The organism is Thermus sp. LT1-2-5, assembly GCF_040363165.1.
GTDB lineage: Bacteria > Deinococcota > Deinococci > Deinococcales > Thermaceae > Thermus.
This window is the reverse complement of the sequence record NZ_BSRG01000014.1, coordinates 1-17,886: the sequence shown is the minus strand read 5'-3', so window position 1 is coordinate 17,886 and position 17,886 is coordinate 1. Positions and strand designations below refer to the sequence as shown.

At 66.8% G+C, this 17,886-nt stretch carries 18 protein-coding genes and 1 CRISPR repeat array; of the genes, 11 read left to right on the top strand and 7 right to left on the bottom strand.

Features of this window, described 5'->3' with window-relative positions:
- Window positions 1–135 precede the first annotated feature (135 nt).
- Entirely contained in the window at window positions 136–1,413 is a 1,278-nt protein-coding gene (locus ABXG85_RS10585) for an alpha/beta fold hydrolase (RefSeq protein WP_353513597.1), read from the top strand.
- Here ABXG85_RS10585 and ABXG85_RS10580 read toward each other — a convergent pair.
- Window positions 1,352–2,722, bottom strand: coding sequence for a phytoene desaturase family protein (locus tag ABXG85_RS10580; RefSeq protein ID WP_353513596.1), 1,371 nt, complete (start codon window positions 2,720–2,722; stop codon window positions 1,352–1,354). The two genes, ABXG85_RS10585 and ABXG85_RS10580, sit on opposite strands and share 62 nt — an antisense overlap.
- 146 nt (window positions 2,723–2,868) lie before the next feature.
- Here ABXG85_RS10580 and ABXG85_RS10575 point away from each other — a divergent pair, with 146 nt between their 5' ends.
- Window positions 2,869–4,317: an SDR family oxidoreductase gene (locus tag ABXG85_RS10575; RefSeq protein WP_353513595.1), complete on the top strand. Its 1,449-nt coding sequence runs from the start codon at window positions 2,869–2,871 to the stop codon at window positions 4,315–4,317.
- Here the strand turns inward: ABXG85_RS10575 and ABXG85_RS10570 are convergent.
- A complete protein-coding gene (locus ABXG85_RS10570; RefSeq protein ID WP_353513594.1) occupies window positions 4,235–5,002 on the bottom strand; it encodes a beta-carotene 15,15'-dioxygenase, Brp/Blh family in 768 nt (255 codons plus the stop codon). The genes ABXG85_RS10575 and ABXG85_RS10570 overlap by 83 nt on opposite strands.
- Window positions 5,003–5,151: 149 nt before the next feature.
- Between ABXG85_RS10570 and ABXG85_RS10565 the strand changes: the two genes are divergently transcribed.
- The 5 genes from ABXG85_RS10565 (at window position 5,152) to uvsE (ending at window position 8,532) form a co-directional block, all read left to right on the top strand.
- Window positions 5,152–5,934, top strand: a complete 783-nt coding sequence (locus tag ABXG85_RS10565; protein ID WP_353513593.1) for a bacteriorhodopsin — start codon at window positions 5,152–5,154, stop codon at window positions 5,932–5,934.
- 85 nt (window positions 5,935–6,019) lie between these two features.
- Window positions 6,020–6,643, top strand: coding sequence for an SDR family NAD(P)-dependent oxidoreductase (locus tag ABXG85_RS10560; protein ID WP_353513592.1), 624 nt, complete (start codon window positions 6,020–6,022; stop codon window positions 6,641–6,643).
- Between the two features lie 31 nt (window positions 6,644–6,674).
- On the top strand, window positions 6,675–7,139 hold the full coding sequence (locus ABXG85_RS10555) for a flavin reductase family protein (RefSeq protein WP_353513632.1): 465 nt from the start codon (window positions 6,675–6,677) through the stop codon (window positions 7,137–7,139).
- Window positions 7,136–7,645: a YceI family protein gene (locus tag ABXG85_RS10550; protein WP_353513591.1), complete on the top strand. Its 510-nt coding sequence runs from the start codon at window positions 7,136–7,138 to the stop codon at window positions 7,643–7,645. Before ABXG85_RS10555 ends, ABXG85_RS10550 begins: the two co-directional genes overlap by 4 nt.
- On the top strand, window positions 7,642–8,532 hold the full coding sequence (gene uvsE / locus ABXG85_RS10545) for a UV DNA damage repair endonuclease UvsE (protein ID WP_353513590.1): 891 nt from the start codon (window positions 7,642–7,644) through the stop codon (window positions 8,530–8,532). The genes ABXG85_RS10550 and uvsE overlap by 4 nt, the downstream gene beginning before the upstream one ends.
- Before the next feature lie 374 nt (window positions 8,533–8,906).
- Here the strand turns inward: uvsE and ABXG85_RS10540 are convergent, their stop codons facing one another.
- Window positions 8,907–9,260 (bottom strand): HepT-like ribonuclease domain-containing protein, encoded by a 354-nt coding sequence (locus ABXG85_RS10540; RefSeq protein WP_353513589.1) that lies wholly within the window; start codon window positions 9,258–9,260, stop codon window positions 8,907–8,909.
- Window positions 9,257–9,547 (bottom strand): nucleotidyltransferase family protein, encoded by a 291-nt coding sequence (locus tag ABXG85_RS10535; protein WP_353513588.1) that lies wholly within the window; start codon window positions 9,545–9,547, stop codon window positions 9,257–9,259. The genes ABXG85_RS10540 and ABXG85_RS10535 overlap by 4 nt, the downstream gene beginning before the upstream one ends.
- 670 nt (window positions 9,548–10,217) lie before the next feature.
- Here ABXG85_RS10535 and ABXG85_RS10525 point away from each other — a divergent pair.
- The 4 genes from ABXG85_RS10525 (at window position 10,218) to cas2 (ending at window position 15,552) form a co-directional block, all read left to right on the top strand.
- A complete protein-coding gene (locus ABXG85_RS10525; RefSeq protein WP_353513587.1) occupies window positions 10,218–11,588 on the top strand; it encodes a replication initiator protein A in 1,371 nt (456 codons plus the stop codon).
- A gap of 756 nt (window positions 11,589–12,344) precedes the next feature.
- A complete protein-coding gene (locus ABXG85_RS10520) occupies window positions 12,345–13,550 on the top strand; it encodes a TIGR02710 family CRISPR-associated CARF protein (RefSeq protein ID WP_353513586.1) in 1,206 nt (401 codons plus the stop codon).
- A complete protein-coding gene (cas1, locus tag ABXG85_RS10515; protein ID WP_353513585.1) occupies window positions 13,550–14,494 on the top strand; it encodes a CRISPR-associated endonuclease Cas1 in 945 nt (314 codons plus the stop codon). The genes ABXG85_RS10520 and cas1 overlap by 1 nt, the downstream gene beginning before the upstream one ends.
- Before the next feature lie 363 nt (window positions 14,495–14,857).
- A CRISPR array of direct repeats spans window positions 14,858–15,259; the repeat unit is 34 nt; unit sequence TGCACGAGATGCTTCCCCGTCAGGGGATTACGAC.
- A gap of 20 nt (window positions 15,260–15,279) precedes the next feature.
- Window positions 15,280–15,552, top strand: a complete 273-nt coding sequence (cas2, locus tag ABXG85_RS10510) for a CRISPR-associated endonuclease Cas2 (protein ID WP_353513584.1) — start codon at window positions 15,280–15,282, stop codon at window positions 15,550–15,552.
- Window positions 15,553–15,598: 46 nt separating this feature from the next.
- Here cas2 and ABXG85_RS10505 read toward each other — a convergent pair whose 3' ends face one another.
- From ABXG85_RS10505 to ABXG85_RS10495, 3 genes are read right to left on the bottom strand one after another with little or no spacing between them, the layout of a single operon-like run.
- Complete coding sequence (locus ABXG85_RS10505) at window positions 15,599–16,759, bottom strand: TM1812 family CRISPR-associated protein (RefSeq protein ID WP_353513583.1); 1,161 nt, start codon at window positions 16,757–16,759, stop codon at window positions 15,599–15,601.
- Window positions 16,756–17,475, bottom strand: coding sequence for a hypothetical protein (locus ABXG85_RS10500; RefSeq protein WP_353513582.1), 720 nt, complete (start codon window positions 17,473–17,475; stop codon window positions 16,756–16,758). Before ABXG85_RS10500 ends, ABXG85_RS10505 begins: the two co-directional genes overlap by 4 nt.
- 47 nt (window positions 17,476–17,522) lie before the next feature.
- Entirely contained in the window at window positions 17,523–17,834 is a 312-nt protein-coding gene (locus ABXG85_RS10495; RefSeq protein ID WP_486401648.1) for an RNA-guided endonuclease InsQ/TnpB family protein, read from the bottom strand.
- Window positions 17,835–17,886: the final 52 nt, after the last annotated feature.

Genomic DNA, 17,886 nt, shown 5'->3' with positions numbered 1-17,886 from the left:
CCACCCCCTGGGCGCGGCTTTCCCCGGGCAGATAGCCCCCCAGGGTGAGAAGTTCCCGGTTGCGCCCAAGGGTTTCTCCCGGGAAACCGTAGCCTCCCTCCTAGCGCCCTAGCCGCCCAAGCCCAACATAAGGGCATGCGCCCCCTCGCCCTTGCGCTCCTTCTGGGCCTCGCCTTGGCCCAGACCTACCGCACCCTTCCCGGGGCCGACACCGGGCGACCGGAACTGGACCGAAGCTACGCCCTGGTCTTCCCGGCGGAGCGCCCGAGGGCGGTGCTCCTCCTCGTCCCGGGCCTCCTCGGGGGGAGCACCAACTTCGCCCTCCTGGCGGAGGCCCTGAGGCGGGAGGCGCCTTGGCTCGAGGTCTGGGCCTGGGAGCGGCGGGCCAACGGCCTGGAGGATCGGCGGGGCTTCTCCCAGGAGGATCCCCTGGCCTACTACGAGGCCCTCCCCGAGCCCGACCTTTCCCCCCTAAGGGACTTCGGGCTGGACGTCCACCTCATGGACCTGGACCGGGCGGTGGAGGCGGCCCGGGGGCGCGCCCCCGTGGTCCTAGCGGGCCACTCCCTGGGGGCAAGCCTCGCCGCCCTCTACGCCTACGCCCACGGGGAGAAGCTTAGGGGCCTCCTCCTCCTGGACGGCACCTTGGGCCTGGTGAACCTTTCCCGGGAGGCGCTTCTCCGGGGGCAGGACACCCCCCTGGGCCGCCTCCCGGGCCTCGAGGACCTCCTCGCCGGCCGGGCAAGCCCCGTCCTCCGCCTCCCGGGGCTCGGACCCAAGGAGCTCGCCCTGGCCGAGGCGGAGGCCTTCCTGGCGGCACGGCGGCCCGAGGAGCCCGTGCCCTTCGGGCCCTACCGGGCCACCCGGGAGGCCAAGGCCCTCCTCCGGGTGGACGACCACTACAGCCCCTTCCCCATCTTCAGCGTGAGCGCGGGACGGGCCTACGCCCGGGAGGGCCTGAGCCTTTGGGGCCTCCTCCAGGGGCGGCTCCAGCTCACCGTGCGGGGGCCGCGGCGGGGCCCCATCGCCTGGCGGGACACAGGGGAGGCCACGGACCCCAGGGCCTTCCTCCGCGCCTTCGCCCGGGAGGAGACGGGGTTTTCCGAGTGGTACTTCCCCTACCGCCTCCTCCTGGAGGTGGGGGGCTATCCCCACGTGCGCCCTGACCTCGGGCCCCGGTCCCTCCCCTACCCCGTCCTGGCCCTGGGGGCGGGCCGGGGGCTGGTGAGCCGGCCGGAGGGCTTCCGCCTCGCCGAGCTTTTCCCCAAAACGCCCGGGTTGGTGGAGGTCCTTCCCGGGCTCACCCACCTGGACCTCCTCACGGAGCGGGAGGGGCGCACCGCCCGGGCCCTCAGGGACTACCTAGAGCGCCTCTTAGGCCCAGGTACGCCAGGGCCAGCCGGGCCCCCCTGAGCCCGGAGAGGGCGGCAGCGGGAATGCCCTGCCCCGGGAAGACCCCTTCCCCCACCCGGAAGGCGTTGGCCAGAAGGCGCACCCGGGGGAAGCGGAAGGGGTGGGTCTGGGGGATGCCCCCCACCCAGGCCCGGCCGGCGAAGCGGAGGTAGGTCCTGGGGGTGGCGGCGAAGAGGGGGGAGGCCTCCCGCAGGCCAGGGAGGAGGGCCTCCCCCAGATGGAGGGCCCTTTCCAGAAAGCGGGCCTTGGCCTCCCGGTAAGCCTCCCGGGAGAGGCCAAGCCAGGGAGCGATGGGCACGTGGAAGGACAGGGTAAAGAGGGTCCTTTCCCCCTCGGGGCGCAGGGAGAGGAAGGCGAAGGGGCGCTCCCGGGCGTTTTGCCGAAAGTAGGGGGGCGGCGCGGCGAAGGGGAGGACCCCATAAACCACAAAGGCCCCCCAGGCGTCCCGGGGCGCCCGCTCGGGCAGGCCCAGGAGGGGCTCGGGGGGCGCGTTGAGGAGGAAGACCTCCCCCTCCACCACCTCCCTTTCCCCCCGCCGCCTCCCCCCGTAGGCCACCTCCACCCCATAGGCCCGCCCCCCGCGGTGGAGGAGGCGTAGGGCCCGCGCCTTGTAGCGCACCTCGAGGCCCTCCGCCAAAGCCTCGGCCAGGAGGCCCATGCGGGGGGGCAGGGCCACCCCCAGGTGGGGCAGGTCCAGGGCGAGGGCGGCGTAAAGGGCGTAGGGGTTCTCGGTCTGGGCGGTGATGAGGAGCTGCGCCGCCAGGAAGCGGCGGAACTGGGGGTCCTGGGGGGAGCGGGCCAGGACGGGGAGAAAGAGCTCGGGGAGGAGGGGAAGGAGGGCGGGAAGGCGCCCTAGGAGCGCCCCCCACTCCTCCCCTTCCGGGGGCCAGGGGAGGCTTGGGGCCAGGGCGAGGAGCCGCTCCGCCCGGTCCTCCTGCCAGTCCCAGAAGGGGAGGACCTGGGGCCCGAAGAAGTCCCGCTCCGCCTCCCGCTCCGCCCGCCGCCCCACGGGCCGCACCAGGCGCCCCCGGGGCAGGAGGACCTCCAGGAGGGGAAAGCCCTCCGGCAGGGGGGAGAGGGGCAGGGCCAGGCCCAAAAGGGCCAAAGCCCGCCCCAAGGGGGCCTCGGGCCTGAGGCCCGTGAGGAGGGTGGCCCCCGCCTCGAAGCGGAAGCCCTTGTGGAGGAAGCTCCCCGCCAGCCCCCCGGGGTAGGTGTGGGCCTCCAGGACCACCACCTCCAGGCCCGCCCGCCTCAGGGCCCTCGCCGCCACCAGGCCGCCGATGCCGGCTCCCACCACCACCGCCCGCACGCCCCCTAGCCTAGGGGGGTTCCCCTCCTAAAACCTTTGCCCCGCCTATACAGAAACCCTCCCGCCCTTTCCCCACGCCAGGGCCTGGCAGCGGAAAACCCTTCCCCGCCACTTTTTCCGGGCGCCGCGGGGCTAAGGTGAAGGGCATGCGGGTCCTGGTCACGGGGGCCACGGGGTATGTGGGAGGCAGGCTCGTGCCCCGCCTCCTGGAGCGGGGCCACCGGGTGCGGGTCCTGGTGCGGGAGGCGGGGCGGCTTTCGGGCCGCCCCTGGGCGGGGGAGGTGGAGGTGGTGGAGGGGGCCCTCGAGGACCCCCACGCCCTCCGCCGCGCCCTGGAGGGGGTGGAGGCCGCCTACTACCTGGTCCACGCCATGCTCTCCCAGCGCCGCTTCCCGGAGGCGGAGGCGCGCCAGGCGGAAACCTTCGCCCGGGTGGCCCGGGAGGTGGGCTTTCCCCACGCCATCTACCTTGGGGGCCTCCTCCCCCAGGGGGCCGCCCCCTCCCCCCACCTGCGAAGCCGGGCCCGGGTGGGGGAGATCCTTCGGGGGGCGGTGCCCACCACGGAGTTCCGCGCCGGGCCCATCGTGGGCTCGGGCTCCGCCAGCTTTGAGATGGTCCGCTACCTCACGGAACGGCTCCCCGTGATGGTGGCCCCCCGTTGGGTCCTAAACCCCGTGTCCCCCATCGCCATCCGGGACGTTCTGGCCTACCTCCTCCTGGCCCTGGAACGGGGCCCTTCGGGAGTGGTGGAGATCGGGGCCCCGCCCCTCTCCTTCAAGGCGATGATGGAAACCTACGCGGAGGTGCGGGGCTTAAGGCGCCTCGTCCTGCCCGTGCCGGTGCTGGCCCCGAGGCTCGCCGCCCTTTGGGTGGGGCTCGTGACCCCCATCCCCAACCGCCTGGCCCTGCCCCTGGTGGAGGGCATCCTCCACCCTTTGGTGGCGGACACCGCCAAGGCCCAAGCCCTCTTCCCCGAGATAACCCCCATCCCCTACCGGAAGGCGGTGGAGCTGGCCTTGGCGCGCATCGCCCTGGGAGAGGTGGAAACCCGGTGGTCCGGGGCCCTGCAGGGGCCGAGCTACTTCCTGGAGGACCGGGAGGGGCTCATCCGGGAGGTGCGCGCCCTGCCGGTGAAGGCTCCGCCCGAGGCCCTCTTCCGCGCCTTCGCCTCCTTGGGGGGCGAGCGGGGCTGGCGGGTGTGGAACTGGGCCTGGGCGGTGCGGGGCGGGATCGACCGCCTCCTGGGAGGCCCTGGGCTCAGGCGGGGGCGCAGGCACCCCACGGAGCTCCTCCCGGGGGAGGCGGTGGACTTCTGGCGGGTGGAGGCGGTGGAGCCTCCCCAGCTCCTGCGCTTAAGGGCCGAGATGCGCCTGCCGGGAAAGGCCTGGCTGGAGTGGCGGGCCCTCCCGGAAGCGGGGGGAAGCCGCTTGGTCCAGACCGCCTACTTCGAGCCTTTAGGGCTTTCGGGCCTCCTCTACTGGTGGCTCCTCTACCCCATCCACGCCCGCATCTTCAGCGACCTGGCGCGGGCCATCGCCCGGGAGGCGGAGAGCGGCGCAACCAAGCCTCAAGGGTCAGGGCATGGGGAAGGGTAAGGGCAAAAAGGAGGGCCATGTACGTGGCCAACGGATCCTGAAAAAGGGGAAGGAGGGGAAGCGCGAGGGCTAGGGCGGCCAGGGTGGCAACGTATACCCCAAGCCACTCCTTCCCCCTCACCCCGACGAGGCGCAGGCTGTCCACGCTGTGGACCAGGAGGAAGTAACCCGCCAAGGCGGCATAGGGGTGGGCGAAAGCGGAGAGGAAGACGAGGGCTAGGGTATCCCCCCAAAGCACTACGGGATGCTGCTCCCTCAGGGAAAGGAGGAGCAGAACAAGCCAAATGGACAGAGCAAGCCCCGCTGGCAGGGCAAAGCCCCTTGCGAAGGCCTGGAGAAAGGGCGATATGGCCTCTGGGTGTAGGACGAACGGCATCAGGAGAACGGTGCTAGCCCGGAAGTAGCCGAGAATTCCCTTTCCCTCCACCCGGCCCCAGTGGAGGAGAGCCAGGAGGAGAAAGCCGACGAGGCCCGCGGGAGGGCTTGCCCGCAGGAGGAAGAGCGGCAAGGCGGCGAGGAAGAGGTAGGTCCCCAGAAAGGGAAGAAGGGGCCACCCAAGCCTGCGGGCGACAAGGAGGTCCGCGGCCCCGTGGGGGAGCCCCAGGACGAGCGCGGACAGAAGCAAGAGGCCACCCGCTAGGCCCTCGGGGAGCAGGACTAAGGGGAGAAGGTACAGGCTGGGCACATTTTTAGAGTGCGCTTTAGCCCTTGACCGGGTTGTGGGGTAGCGTTCAATTCCCGTCTAAGTGTTGCCTAGAACCTCGTTTCGGCGTACCTTTCAGCTTTGCAATGAAGGTGCGCGCCTCACCCAGGCAGGCTCGCAAAGAGGTGCCCATGCGGGAGTTGCCGGAACTCACCTTTGGTCAATACTGGCTGGTCTTTAACATGCTCTCCCTCACCATCGCGGGGATGCTGGCTGCCTTTGTCTTTTTCCTCTTGGCCCGTAGCTACGTCTCCCCCCGGTACCACATCGCCCTCTACCTCTCCGCCCTCATTGTCTTCATCGCCGGCTACCACTACCTGCGGATCTTCGAGAGTTGGGTAGGTGCCTACCAGCTTCAAGGCGGGGTCTACGTGCCCACGGGCAAACCCTTCAACGACTTCTATCGCTACGCTGACTGGCTCCTGACCGTTCCCCTCCTGCTCCTAGAACTTATCCTCGTCCTAGGGCTTTCCACGGCCCGCACGTGGAACCTCAGCATCAAGCTGGTGGTGGCCTCCGTGCTGATGCTAGGCCTAGGGTACGTGGGCGAGGTCAACACGGAACCCGGCCCTAGGACCCTCTGGGGAGCCCTCTCTTCCATCCCCTTCTTCTACATCCTCTACGTGCTCTGGGTGGAGCTAGGCCAGGCCATTCGCGAGGCCAAATTCGGGACCAGGGTTCTGGAGCTTCTCAACGCCACCCGCTACGTTCTTCTCCTCTCCTGGGGCTTCTACCCTATCGCTTACGCTCTGGGTACCTGGCTTCCCGGGGGTGCGGCACAGGAGGTGGCCATCCAATTGGGTTACAGCCTGGCTGACCTCATCGCCAAACCCATCTACGGGCTTTTGGTCTTCGCCATCGCTCGGGCCAAGAGCCTCGAGGAGGGCTTCGGAGCCGAGGCCAAGGCCGCCTAAAACGCACCGGGCCTGCCTGGGGGGGCCTCGGCCCCTTTCGTTTTGGGCTACAAAGCGCCTGGAAACAGAGAGGTAGGGTGATGCCATGCGAGTGCTCGTCCTAGGCGCCACAGGGGGCTTGGGTAGCGCCCTGGCCCGGGCCCTCAAGGGCCACGAGCTCCTCCTCTCGGGGCGGAGGGCGGGGGCGCTACGGGAGCTCGCCGCGGAGCTTGGGGCCAAGGCCCTCCCCGCGGACCTCCGGGACGCCCTCGAGGCCCAAGCCCTCCTGGAGGAGGCCGGCCCCCTAGACCTTCTCCTCCACGCCGTGGGGGTGGCGGGGCGGGCCCCGGTGCGGGAACTGGGGCGGAACCTGCTGGAGGAGATGCTCTCCGCTCACCTCCTCACCGCCCACCACGCCCTAAGGTACGCCCGCTTCCGCCCCGGAGGGCGGGCCGTGTTCTTCGGGGCTTACCCCCACTACGTCCAGGTGCCGGGCTTCGCCGCCTACGCCGCGGCCAAGGGGGCCCTGGAGGCCTATCTGGGGGCGGCGAGGCGGGAGCTTTGGCGGGAGGGGGTGCACCTGGTCCTGGTGCGGCTTCCCGCCGTGGCCACGGGGCTTTGGGCCCCCCTAGGGGGCCCGCCCAAGGGGGCCCTGGCCCCGGAGGAGGCGGCGAGGCGGGTCCTCTCGGGGGTCCTGGCGGAGCCCCCGCCCGAAACCCTGGAGGTCTAGGGTGGGCGCCTACCGGGCCCTCTTCTACCCCATGCGCCTCGCCCTCCTGGCCGTGGGGGAGAACTTCATGCCCATGGCCTGGTGGACCCCGGTGTCCAAGGAGCCCTTCCGCTTCCTCCTGGCGGTGGACCGGAAAAACCACACCCTAAGCCTCCTGCGGGCGCTGGGGGAGGCGGCCCTCTGCTTCCTGCCCTGGGAGGAGCGGGGTTGGGTGGTGCGCTCCGGCTACCTCTCGGGAAGGAAGGTGCGCAAGGCGGAAAGGCTCGGCGTGGCCCTGCGGCCCGCCCGGGCCCTGGCCCACACCCAGGTTCCCGAGCGGGCGGTGGCGGTCTTCGAGCTCAAGGTGGCGGAGTGGCCCACGGACGGGGACCACGCCCTCTTCCTGGGGGACGTGGTCCACGCCGAGGGGAACCCCGAGGGCAAGCGCCGCCCCATCCTCTTCCTGGGCTTTCGCGACTTCGCCACGTTGGGAGAAACCTGGAGGTTCCGGAGATGAAGCGGGCCTTCGCCCTCTTCCTCCTCGCCCTATCCTTCGCCCAGGCCCCCTACGCCGTGGAGGGAACGGCCCGCTACCGGGGCTACTACCCCTTGGGAAGCTGGGAGGGGGTGAACCCTACCGCCCAAGGGGAGATCACCTGGGACGGGGAAAGGGCCTCGGGCCGGGTCTGCCTGGAACAGAAGGCCTGGGAGTCAGGCAACGCCGAGAGGGACAAGAAGGCCCGGGAGATCCTCCGGGCGAAGGACCACCCTCAGGCCTGCCTTTACCCCAAGCGGGCCCGGTTTGAAGGCGCCCGCTTCGTGGTGGAGGGGGAGCTTTCCCTGGCGGGCCTCACCCGCCCCGTGCGCCTCGAGGGGGAACTCCGGGAAACCCCTTCGGGCTACCGCTTCCAGGGGCGGTTTTCCACCCGCTTCTCCGAGTGGAACCTAGAGAGGCCCCGCTTCCTCTTCCTGGAGGTGCGGGACGAGGTGGAGGTGTTCCTGGAAGCCGAGGTGAAGCGGTGATCCGCCTGGGCTACCCCTGCGAGAACCTGACCCTTAAGGCCAGCACCAACCACACCCTGCGCCTGGGCTCCTTGAGGGAGGAGCGGGTGCGGGCCAAGGTGGCGCAGAACCTGGCCGACTTGGAGCGCATCCTCCGCTGGAACGCCGAGCATGGCTTCCACCTTTTCCGCATCGGTCAGCACCTCGTCCCCTTCGCCTCCCACCCCGCCTTCCCCTACGCCTGGGAAGAGGCCCACAGGGAGGACCTCAGGCGATTGGGCGCCTTGGCCAAGGCCTTGGGCCAGCGGCTTTCCTTCCACCCGGGCCAGTACGTGAACCCGGGAAGCCCAGACCCCAAGGTGGTGGAGCGCTCCTTGGCGGAACTGCGCTACTCCGCCCGGGCCCTCTCCCTTCTGAGGGCGGAGGACGGGGTTTTGGTCCTCCACCTGGGCGGGGCCTACGGGGATCGGAAAGGGGCTCTCCGGCGTTTCACGGAGAACCTACGGGGCGAGGGGGAGGTCCTCCGCTACCTGGCCCTGGAAAACGACGAGCGGCTTTGGAGCGTGGAGGAGGCGCTGGAGGCGGCGGAGGTCCTAGGGGTGCCCGTAGTGGTGGACACCCTTCACCACGCCCTCCACCCGGGCCGGCTTTCCCTAGAGGAGGCCCTCCGGCTCGCCTTCGCCACCTGGCGCACCCGGCCCAAGGTGCACCTGGCGAGCCAAGACCCCACCCGCCGCCCCGGGGCCCACGCCCTTCGGGTGTCCTCGGAGGACTGGGAGCGCCTCCTCGCTGCCCTGCCCGGACCCGCGGACATCATGGTGGAGGCGAAGGGCAAAGAAAGGGGCCTTCCCAGTCACCTTTACGCCGATCAGGAAGCGGAACTTTTACGACCCAGGCCTATCATCTGAAGGGGCGGTTTCGGGGCGAGAACCCTACGCCCTCGTTTGACCCAAGTTGCCACCGATGCCCGGCCCTGAAAAAATGGCGGCCGCTATGCTCCGCAAAACGTTAGCGGTCTTCCACATTATAGGCGACATCCGCGAGGCCATGGGCCATAAGGACAGCCTACAGACCAAAGTCCGTTCCAGCGTCATCCTCACCCTCGCCGCCTCCCCCATGTCCGCGGCTCTAGGGGTTACCTACGTCTTCCACGGCCTGGGCTCCACCTCACGGTCCCCCATCTCTCAACGGTGCGGTCTATGGTGCCCGCCACCGGATGCGGGTGGGAAGTTAGTCCGGAAAATTTTTTAGGGGGACAGATGGGAGCGAACCGCCTGTGTCCTTACCGATCCGGGGAGCTCTCTCCAAGCTGGTCCAGCAGGCGCTCCAGTGAGGCCTTAAGGACGGGCAAATCTTTGGTGACGGTATTCCATACTACATCCAAATCAATTTGGAAGTAGCTGTGGACCAAAACGTTCCGCATGCCAATGATTTTGCTCCAGGGGATGTCCTGCGCCCAGTTTCGCACATCCTGGGCTAGACCCCGGGCTGCTTCTCCTAGTATCTCCAAGTGGCGGACAAACCAGACCTGGAGGAGCTCATCCTGTTCAAAAGCTTCCTTGCCCCGCCCTACATAGCGCTGGATGGCGGCGATGGCCTCCAGCATGTCCCTTACCCGCTCAGCCGGGTCCCTCACAGGGGGACAGCCTCCTTGAGGACCCGTTCACGGATTCGGGCTTTTAGGCCCCCTTCCGTGACCACGTCCACCCTGCAGCCTAGGAGGCTCTCCAGCTCGTACTGGAGCCCCCCCAAGTCAAGAAGGGTCCGGCCGGGTTCAAGAGTCACCAGGAGGTCCAGGTCGCTTTCCTCGTCCGCCTCCCAACGGGCAACCGAACCGAAAACCCGCACGTCCTGCACGCCGTACTTGGCGCAGAGGCGCCGAATTTCTTCCCGCTTCTCCTGGAGAAGCCTTCCCAGTTTCATGTTGCGCTCCCTATACGGCTCACGTTCCTAGCCACGCAATCGATGGCTTGTAGCGTGCATCTGCTCAAGCAGTAGCGCCTGGGCTTCAAGCCAAAGTTTGCCTTCATCTTAAGCCCAGTATATCCTGAGCGCTCACCCTTCTCCCACCCCAGACTTGACCGTCATTCCGCACACAACCCCAGAAACCTGAGGGCGGAGAGAGGATGAAAGGAGAAACCCTCCAAGGCCGCCTTCTTCGCCCTCACACCCTTGCGGCGCATGAGGGAAAGCAGGTACCTCAAGAGCACCGACAGCACCCAAGCCCCCACCCCCCGCACCTGACACCCGTCCTCCCGCAAGGGCCCACCCCGCACCCAGAAGGAACCGTTCTCTATCCCCCACCGCCCACCCCAACACCTCCCTCTGGTTCCTCTTCAGGACCAAGAGGTAGTCCCCCCTTCCCCGTATGGCCTCGGCCACCTCCGGGTACAGATAGCCCACATCTCCGACCACCCCCTTGCCCGCCAAACCCTCCGCCCCCAAGGAGGCCAGAAGCCGCCTCGGGAAAGAGGGAGAGGAGGGCCGTTTGCCGTGCCAGCTGGTCCAGGCGGTGGAGGAGGGTGATGGGAACGTTTGGTTCCTGAAACACAGAAGACTTATGCGATGGCCTGTCCGGTACAATGAACGGGAAATGGCCGCAAGCCGCCCTTCCAAGAAGGACGTTTTGGCCCGGGCGCAGCACCTGGACGAGGCCAACGTGGCCCGGCTTGGGCTCATCTCCATCCAAGAGCGCATCCCCGAGGGCTACGCCTCCTGGGAGGAGGAGTTCGAGTTTTTGGGCAAGCCGGTGAAGCTGGCCTGTTACGCCAGCGAGAAGGTGGGCGGCGTACCGCACGGCCTGGACAACGAGGTTTCCTTGGCCCTCATCGCCCTCTACTTCAACGCCGGCAGCCCCGAGGACGGCACCTTCACCGCCACCCCCTACCAGATCCTCAAGCTCATGGGCCTGGACACCTCGGGCTACTACTACCAGGCCCTCAAGGAGAGCCTCATGCGCCTCACCACCGCCACCTACGTCCTGTCCGAGGCCTGGCGGGCGGACGGGCGCTGGCAGAGCGTCACCTTCCGCTACATCGAGAAGCTGGAGTACACCTCCAGCGCCGAGGGGAAGTTGGACCGGGCCAGCGTCTTGCGCATCACCCTGGCCAAGGAGATCGTGCGCTCCCTGAAGCAAAACTACGTCAAGCCCATCGACATCGAGTTCATGGCCAGCCTCCGCCGCCCCTTGAGCCGGGCCCTTTACCGCCTCCTGGACGCCCAACGCTTCTCCCCGGAAAACCCCGCTCCCCTTACCCGCTTCGAGGTGAACCTCATGGAGTGGGCCGCCGCCTGCAAGATCGTCCACAAGCGGCCCGACAAGGTGCGGCGGACCCTGGAGCCGGCCCACGAGGAGCTCATCGAGCGCCGCTACCTCCAGTCCGTGGAGTACATCGGCCGGGGCCAGAACCAGACCATCGTCTACGTCTTCGGCGAGGAGGCGGGGGGGGTGCCGGATATGGAAGCGGTGGAGCTCCTCATGGCCGAGGGGCTTTCCTTCACCAGCGCCTACTCCCTGGCCCGCCGCTACCCCCTGGCCCACATCAAAGACCGCCTGGAGCGCTACCGGAGCATCCTGGCCTCGGGCTACAAGCCGAAGAACAAGCTGGGCTTCCTGGTGGACGTAATCCGGGACGAAAGCGGCAAGTACGCCCGCGCCCTCCCCCCCAGCAACGCCCGGCGGGTCCAGGCCAAGGTGGAGGAGGAGGAGGCCCGCCGCATCGAGGAGGAGGCGGAGCGGGAGTGGCAGAACATGCCCAAGGAGGCCCAGATACGCCGGGCCGTGCAGGTGGCGCAGCTTCTCCTCCGCTCCCGGCTTTCCGTGGGCGACCTCGAGGACCTCACCCGCCTGATGGAAGAAGGCTTGGTGGAGCCCAGGCGCCTGGTGGAAGAGCTCAAGGAGGCGGCGGCCCAAGGGTCTTTGGAGGAATGGGTCCAGGTTTTTCGCCGGGGCCTGGAGGATTGAAGGTATCGGAAGACTTGGGGAGTTTGAAGAGGGGCGGGAGGGAAAACCCCGCCCTTTTCCCTTAACAACGGCAATTTCTTCCCTCAAGCGGGGTATCGGAAGACTTGGGGAGTTGGCTCGGCAAAGTATCGGAAGACTTGGGGAGTTTGGGGGCCGGAGTATCGGAAGACTTGGGGAGTTGGTATCGGAAGACTTGGGGAGTTCTATCGGAAGACTTGGGGAGTTTGGGGGCCGGAGTATCGGAAGACTTGGGGAGTTGGTATCGGAAGACTTGGGGAGTTCTATCGGAAGACTTGGGGAGTTTTCGACCCCCATTTGCGTCCTGGACGGCACTCCTGGCAGCGCGGGCCGGGCCCCTGTTGTTGATCATCAATGTATTTAAAAGTTCGATCTTTTAAAGAGATCAACAACAAAGCCGTGTAAGATGGAACCAGTCTAGGTTTATGGGGGTACCCGGGCGGTTTTCTAGAGTGTCCTAAAAGGAATTTCAACCTTGGCGGTATCGGAATACTCGGGGTGTTTGGGAGGTTGCACGCCTTGGGTTGTTTGCACCCGCGCGCAGGGTGAGTTACAAGTGCAAGGCACTGCCGCCTGCGCGCCAGAGGAGGGTTGGGAAGAGCTCCACTTGTGGGGGACCGTCGCTCCCGGGGAAGTTCTGGTTCGCGCCTCAGGCCGGGAATTCAGGCTTGCGGCACCCTCTAGCTTCTCCTCGGCGTGGTGGCGCCGGGGCTTCGCCCTTGGGAAGATAATGGTCCCATGAAGGTCCTCATCCTCAGCGTGGGCACTACCCGGCCCCCCCTAGAGGAAGCCCTGGCGCAACACACCCCCGAGGGGGTCATCTTCCTCGCTAGCCAGGAAACCCACCCCGTGGCGGCAGAGTTGGTGCGGGACTACGGCGGCTCCTTGCGCCATCACACCTTCCTCCTCGAGGACGCCGAAAGCCTTTTGGAAAGCTACCAAGCCGCCCTCAAGGCCCTCAAGAAGGCCCTAGAGTGGGAGGCCACGGCCATCGTGGCTGACCTCACCGGGGGAACCAAGCCCATGGCGGCGGGGCTCGTTTTGGCTCTCACGGGGCGAGGCGTGGTCTTCAGCTACGTGGGCGGGGAAAAACGGGACCCGGTCACGGGCCGGGTGGTAAGCGGAGCCGAACGGCTCAGGGTCCTGGAAGACCCCACCGCGCGGCTGGGCCTGAAGGAGTGGGCCGCCTTCACCCAGGCTTGGAACGGACTTAATCTACGGGGAGCGCTCATGGAACTGGACGGCCTCCTGAACCGCCCCTTGAGTCCCTCGGAAGAGCGCTTCTACCGCGCCATGAGGGAGGTGGTGCTGGGGCTTATGGAGTGGGACCGCTTTCGTCACGGACAGGCCTTGGCGCACCTTTCTTCCAGCCTGCCCGTGGCTTTGGCGGTGGCGGAAGCCTGGGGGCACGGGGCCAAGGTGCGGGTGCTAAGAGGGCTGGAAGCCCTTTTGCCGCACCTCCAGGCCATCGTGGAGGCGGCGGGCAAGCCGACCTTCGCCCTCCTACAGGACCTTTTGGCCAACGCCGAGCGCCGGGCGGAGCTTGGCCGCTTCGACGACGCCCTGGCGCGGCTTTACCGGGCCATGGAGCTGGCGGTGGAGGCGGACGTCCTCGAGCGCCTGGGTTTCCTACTCAAGGACCCGAGGACCTGGCCCGAGGGCTTCCCGGAGTCCTTGCGGGAGCGGGTGCTGAGGCCTCGAGGCCTGATGGAGCTTCTGGAGGCCGCTTTTGACCTAGACCTTGCCTTCGGGCAAAAGAACACGCTGGCGCAACGCCTTTACGGGGAGAAAAATCGGATCCAGTCCCTGCTAAGCCGTCGGCACGAGAGCATTTTGGCCCACGGCACGAAACCCGTGGAGGAGGAGGACTACCGCCGCGTGCTGGACTTCCTCTCTTCCCTGGATCCTAAGCTTGCGCCCCTTGCCCCCTGGCCTCGCTTCTGATGGTCCTGCACCTGACCCGGCAAGGAGCCACCTTGCGCTTGAGGCAAGGAAGGCTCGTCTTGGAGGAAGGGGGCGAGAAGGTTTTGGACTTCCCCGCCCGAAAGGTGCGGCAGGTAGCGGTGTGGGGCAACGTGCGCCTTTCCACCCCCGCCTTGGTTTTTCTCCTGCGCCAGGGGGTACCGGTTTTTTTCTTCAGCCTTGAGGGTTTTCTGCACGGTGTGGCGGGGGCCTTTGCCGAGCCGAACCCCGAGCATCTTCGGGCCCAGTTCGCCGCTAGTGCTTTGCCCCTGGCCAGGGCCTTTGTGCTGGGAAAGCTTCGCTCAGCTAGGGCTCTCCTCGAGCGCCACAACCTAGCCGAAGCTGGGGAGGTGGCGAGGGCTTTGGACCTGGCGGAGGGGGCAAGTACCCGAGAGGCCCTTTGGGGGGCGGAGGGGCTGGGGAGCCGGGCCTACTTCAAAGGGTTGGAGCGGCTTCTCAGCCCCTACGGGTTAAGGGGCCGGACCAGAAGGCCGCCGCAAGACCCCGTAAATGCGGCCCTTTCCTACGGTTACGCTCTGCTTCTTGGCCGCGCGCAGGTGGCGCTTCGCTTGGCAGGCCTCCACCCCGAGGTGGGCTACCTCCATGCCGAGGGGCGCCGGAGCCCCGCCTTGGCCCTAGACCTCATGGAGGAGTTTCGGGTTCCCGTGGTGGACCAGGTGGTGCTCTCCGGTTTCCGCCGGGGGAAGCTCACCCCCGCCCATGGCGAGGCGCGGGACGGAGGCGTGTACCTGAACGAGGAGGGAAGGCGGGTGCTCCTTGGCTTATTGGAGGAGCGGTTTGCGCAGGAGGCTACCCACCCCCTCGGCTTCCGCAAGCCCTATGCGGAGCTCATAGAGGTTCAAGCCCAACGGCTGAAGGCAGCTGTCCTGGGTCGAGGTAAGTACAGTCCCTTTCACTTGAAATAAGTATAGTGGCTTCCGTAATCTGCCCAAATGCGGCAGAAAAGGCGCGTTTGACACTTCACCAAAGCGAAGGGTTGATGCCAGGCTCCTTCTTGCCCTGTGTTTGGACTTGGTCAACGTTTCCGGTCTTGTGCTATACTTAGGGTGTCGGCCCTGGCCGACGGGGTTCTTGAAAGCCAGTTTTCCCCTTGAGGAAGGCGAATATGCGCTTTTCCCTTCTCATCGGCCCTTCCGCAAGTGGCTTGCGAACGGGCTAAACCCCCAAAAACCGCCCTTATACGGCGTGTGCATATTCCAAGCTTCATCTTTCTCACAAACCCCCCTCCGGAGGTGCCGTTCAGGACGTAGCAGAAGAGGGGGTACTGTTGCACGAGATGCTTCCCCGTCAGGGGATTACGACCTCTTGAGGATTATTTCCAGCACCATATCTTCTCCTGTTGCACGAGATGCTTCCCCGTCAGGGGATTACGACAGCTGGTAGATGCCAGGGACACGGTGGCCTCTCTGCGATGCACGAGATGCTTCCCCGTCAGGGGATTACGACTCTCTAACCTTCATCGGCTCCCCCAAACCGTTGACGGAAGGTTGCACGAGATGCTTCCCCGTCAGGGGATTACGACTCCAGGTCTAGGGCGCGCGCCCGCCTGCGCACTTCCTCGTGTTGCACGAGATGCTTCCCCGTCAGGGGATTACGACCCCTCCTCTTCCTCTCCTCAAAAACCTCCTTCACCTGTTGCACGAGATACTTCCCCGTCAGGGGATTACGGCTGTGGCCATAGGATACTTGTATGGCCAAGCGCCTTTATGCGATTGCATACGATATACCCGACGATAACCGTCGAGTGAAGTTGGCCAATTTGCTGAAAAGCTACGGGGAGCGGGTGCAGTTGTCTGTGTTTGAATGCTATTTGGATGACAGAATGGTGAAGGATCTTCTGGGGCGCGCTAGGAAGATTGTGAACCTTTCCGAGGATAGCCTGCGCCTCTACCCTGTGGAGGGAGAAGTTCGTATTTTGGGCCTCGGTGCTCCAACCCGCCTCGAGGCCTTCGCCGTGGTGTAGCGCTGGGGCGAAGCGAGGCCGCCTTCAGCCCGGAAAAGACCTGCGCTTATCGCCCCCGACGGTCGCTGGAGAAGATGACCTCCTTGAGCTTAGCCCACAACCCCCGGATGTTGCCCTCCAGGGTACGTGCGGGGGTAGGGTTGGGTCGCATGCCGGCGTGGGCTACGTCGTTGCGGGCGTTGGCGAGGTCGTTCCAGAGCTTCCCTAGCCCTGCTTCCCCGTCCGCATCCCCCCGCTGGGCCTTTTTCTGCCACGCCCAAAGAAAGGCCTCCCCCACCTCCCGGTGCTCCAAGGGGTCCAGGCCGCGCTCTAGGCAAACCCAGGTCACCATCATCTCCCGCATGAGGGCCAAGGCCTGGGCCAGGCTTCCCGTGGCCAAGAGAAGCTCCACCATCTGGGCCTGGGCCTCGAGGCCCTCTGGGGCAAGGAGGTTCTCCGCCGCCATGCCGGCGTACCGCTCTCGTAATCCCTCTAGCAGAAGGCCCAGGGGCCTCGAGGGAGGAATGCGCTCCAGGTCCACCTGTACCCGATCTAGGGTGGCCAGGAGCCCCCGGGCGTGGTCGCCCGCCTCTTTGATCCGAAGAAGCTCCAAGGAAACGCTGAGGTTCTCCAGGATGTTGCCCAGGGGGGCAAGGGCCTGGGCTCCCCCTCCTTGCCCCCGCCAGGTGGCCCGGTGCAGGGACTTGAGGAGCTCCGCCAGCGGCCTTCCGAAGCCGTAGCGCCTAAGGTCAGAGGCCGCCTGGGTCCAGGCCAGAAGGTCCAGGAAAGGGGTGAGGTCCAAGAACTCCCCCGTGCCGTCCTCCCGGAGGGCCCCATACACCACCCGCTCCACCCGCACCCCCTTGGCCACGCTCAGGAAGTGCACCACCGCCAGGGCCAGCACCGGCTGGGAACGGAAGCCGTGGGAGATGTCCATGGTGAGGGCCGCCCCTTCGGGCACCGCCTCCACGATGGCGTTGAAGACGTTCCAGAGCTCCGCCGGCGTTCGGCCGTCGGGGATGGGGATGGCCTCGTAGGGCACCCGCTGCGCCAAGGCGTCCCCGTGGACCTCCCTGGCCCGCTCGGTGAGGAGCACCTTGAGGGTGTGGTCCGGATGGTGGCGTTTCAGGGCCTCTTGGGTGTAGGGGGTCTTGTAGGTCTTGCCCTCCAAGGTGTAGGGAACCTCTTGGTAGTTGCCCGTGCCGAGGAAGGAAAGGATGAGCTTCACCGCCCACCTCCTATGGGCACCAACCTGCCCATGGCCCACCCCAGGGGATAGCCGTCCTTGGGGTGTTGCGCCCCCGCCGTTTTGCGGGTCTTGGGTTCCTGCGCCTCCGGGTTGTCCTCGGGCAGGAGAAGGGCGAGGCGCAGGCTGAGCCGTCCCGAGCCGAAGCCCACCCGAAGGGGAAAGGCTTCCCGGTCCTGCGCCAGGCGGGCTTCAAGCTCCCGGTAGACCTCCAGAGCCCGGGCAAGCCCCTCCTCCTCAGCGAAGGCCCGCTCCCACTCCGCCACCTTGCCGTAGTACGCCCGCAGGGCCCGCACCAGCTCCTGCGGGGGTACCGCCCCCGCCACGCCCCCGTGCCGGGCGAGGCCCCCCTGGTAGCGGAAGAGGAACCGGAAACGGCTTCCCTTGCGGAAGGTTTCCGCCAGGAAGAGGGTTCGGTCCAGGTCGCCCTGCGGGTGGAAGAGGCCGATGCGGTTCAGGAAGCCTTCCCCGGGGCTCGAGTCCGTGAGGCGCAGGGCGCGGAAGGGGTCCTTGTAGAGGTCCAGGCTGGGGCGGCCATTCCTCGAGCCTAGGTAGCCCAGGACCGCCCCTTCGAAGGTCTGGTTGTGCAAGAGGTTGGGCTCCCGGGGCGGTTGGATGAGGGCGTCTCCGTCCCTGGCCGTGGCCCTGCGCCAGTGCCAGCTCCTGCCCCGCCACTCCACCACCTCACCCCTTTGCACCAGGCGCCAGTGACGACTCCTCGGACTGAAGTCCGAGGCTTCTCGGTTTAGGTTGGGGAGAAAGCCTCAACCATCCCCGAAGGCCCCGTCCAGGCCCTGGCCAGGATGTTCCGCGCGGCGGCCACGTCCCGGTGCAGGGGAGTCCCACAAGCGGGGCAGGTGTACTCCCTGACCCAGAGAGGTCTCTTCTCCCTGTGGCCGCACGCCGGACAATCCTGGCTCGTGTGTTTGGGGTCTACCCCGATGACCCGCCTACCAGCCTCCACCGCTTTGTAGGCGAGGATTTGGAGAAACTGGGCCCAGCCCGCATCCAAGACTCCCTTGGCAATAGGGGAGCGGGACAAGCCTTGGATGTTCAAATCTTCATGAACGATAACTCCGTACCTATTTACGAGCCTCCTCGCTACCTTG

Bases quoted from the DNA above. Each gene is read 5' to 3' on its own strand.
- cas2 (WP_353513584.1), top strand. From the start codon at position 15,280: ATGGCCAAGCGCCTTTATGCGATTGCATACGATATACCCGACGATAAC.
- ABXG85_RS10550 (WP_353513591.1), top strand. From the start codon at position 7,136: ATGAAGCGGGCCTTCGCCCTCTTCCTCCTCGCCCTATCCTTCGCCCAG.
- cas1 (WP_353513585.1), top strand. From the start codon at position 13,550: ATGGTCCTGCACCTGACCCGGCAAGGAGCCACCTTGCGCTTGAGGCAA.
- ABXG85_RS10585 (WP_353513597.1), top strand. From the start codon at position 136: ATGCGCCCCCTCGCCCTTGCGCTCCTTCTGGGCCTCGCCTTGGCCCAG.
- ABXG85_RS10525 (WP_353513587.1), top strand. From the start codon at position 10,218: ATGGCCGCAAGCCGCCCTTCCAAGAAGGACGTTTTGGCCCGGGCGCAG.
- ABXG85_RS10535 (WP_353513588.1), bottom strand. From the start codon at position 9,547: ATGAAACTGGGAAGGCTTCTCCAGGAGAAGCGGGAAGAAATTCGGCGC.
- ABXG85_RS10520 (WP_353513586.1), top strand. From the start codon at position 12,345: ATGAAGGTCCTCATCCTCAGCGTGGGCACTACCCGGCCCCCCCTAGAG.
- ABXG85_RS10565 (WP_353513593.1), top strand. From the start codon at position 5,152: ATGCGGGAGTTGCCGGAACTCACCTTTGGTCAATACTGGCTGGTCTTT.
- ABXG85_RS10555 (WP_353513632.1), top strand. From the start codon at position 6,675: ATGCGCCTCGCCCTCCTGGCCGTGGGGGAGAACTTCATGCCCATGGCC.
- ABXG85_RS10560 (WP_353513592.1), top strand. From the start codon at position 6,020: ATGCGAGTGCTCGTCCTAGGCGCCACAGGGGGCTTGGGTAGCGCCCTG.
- ABXG85_RS10575 (WP_353513595.1), top strand. From the start codon at position 2,869: ATGCGGGTCCTGGTCACGGGGGCCACGGGGTATGTGGGAGGCAGGCTC.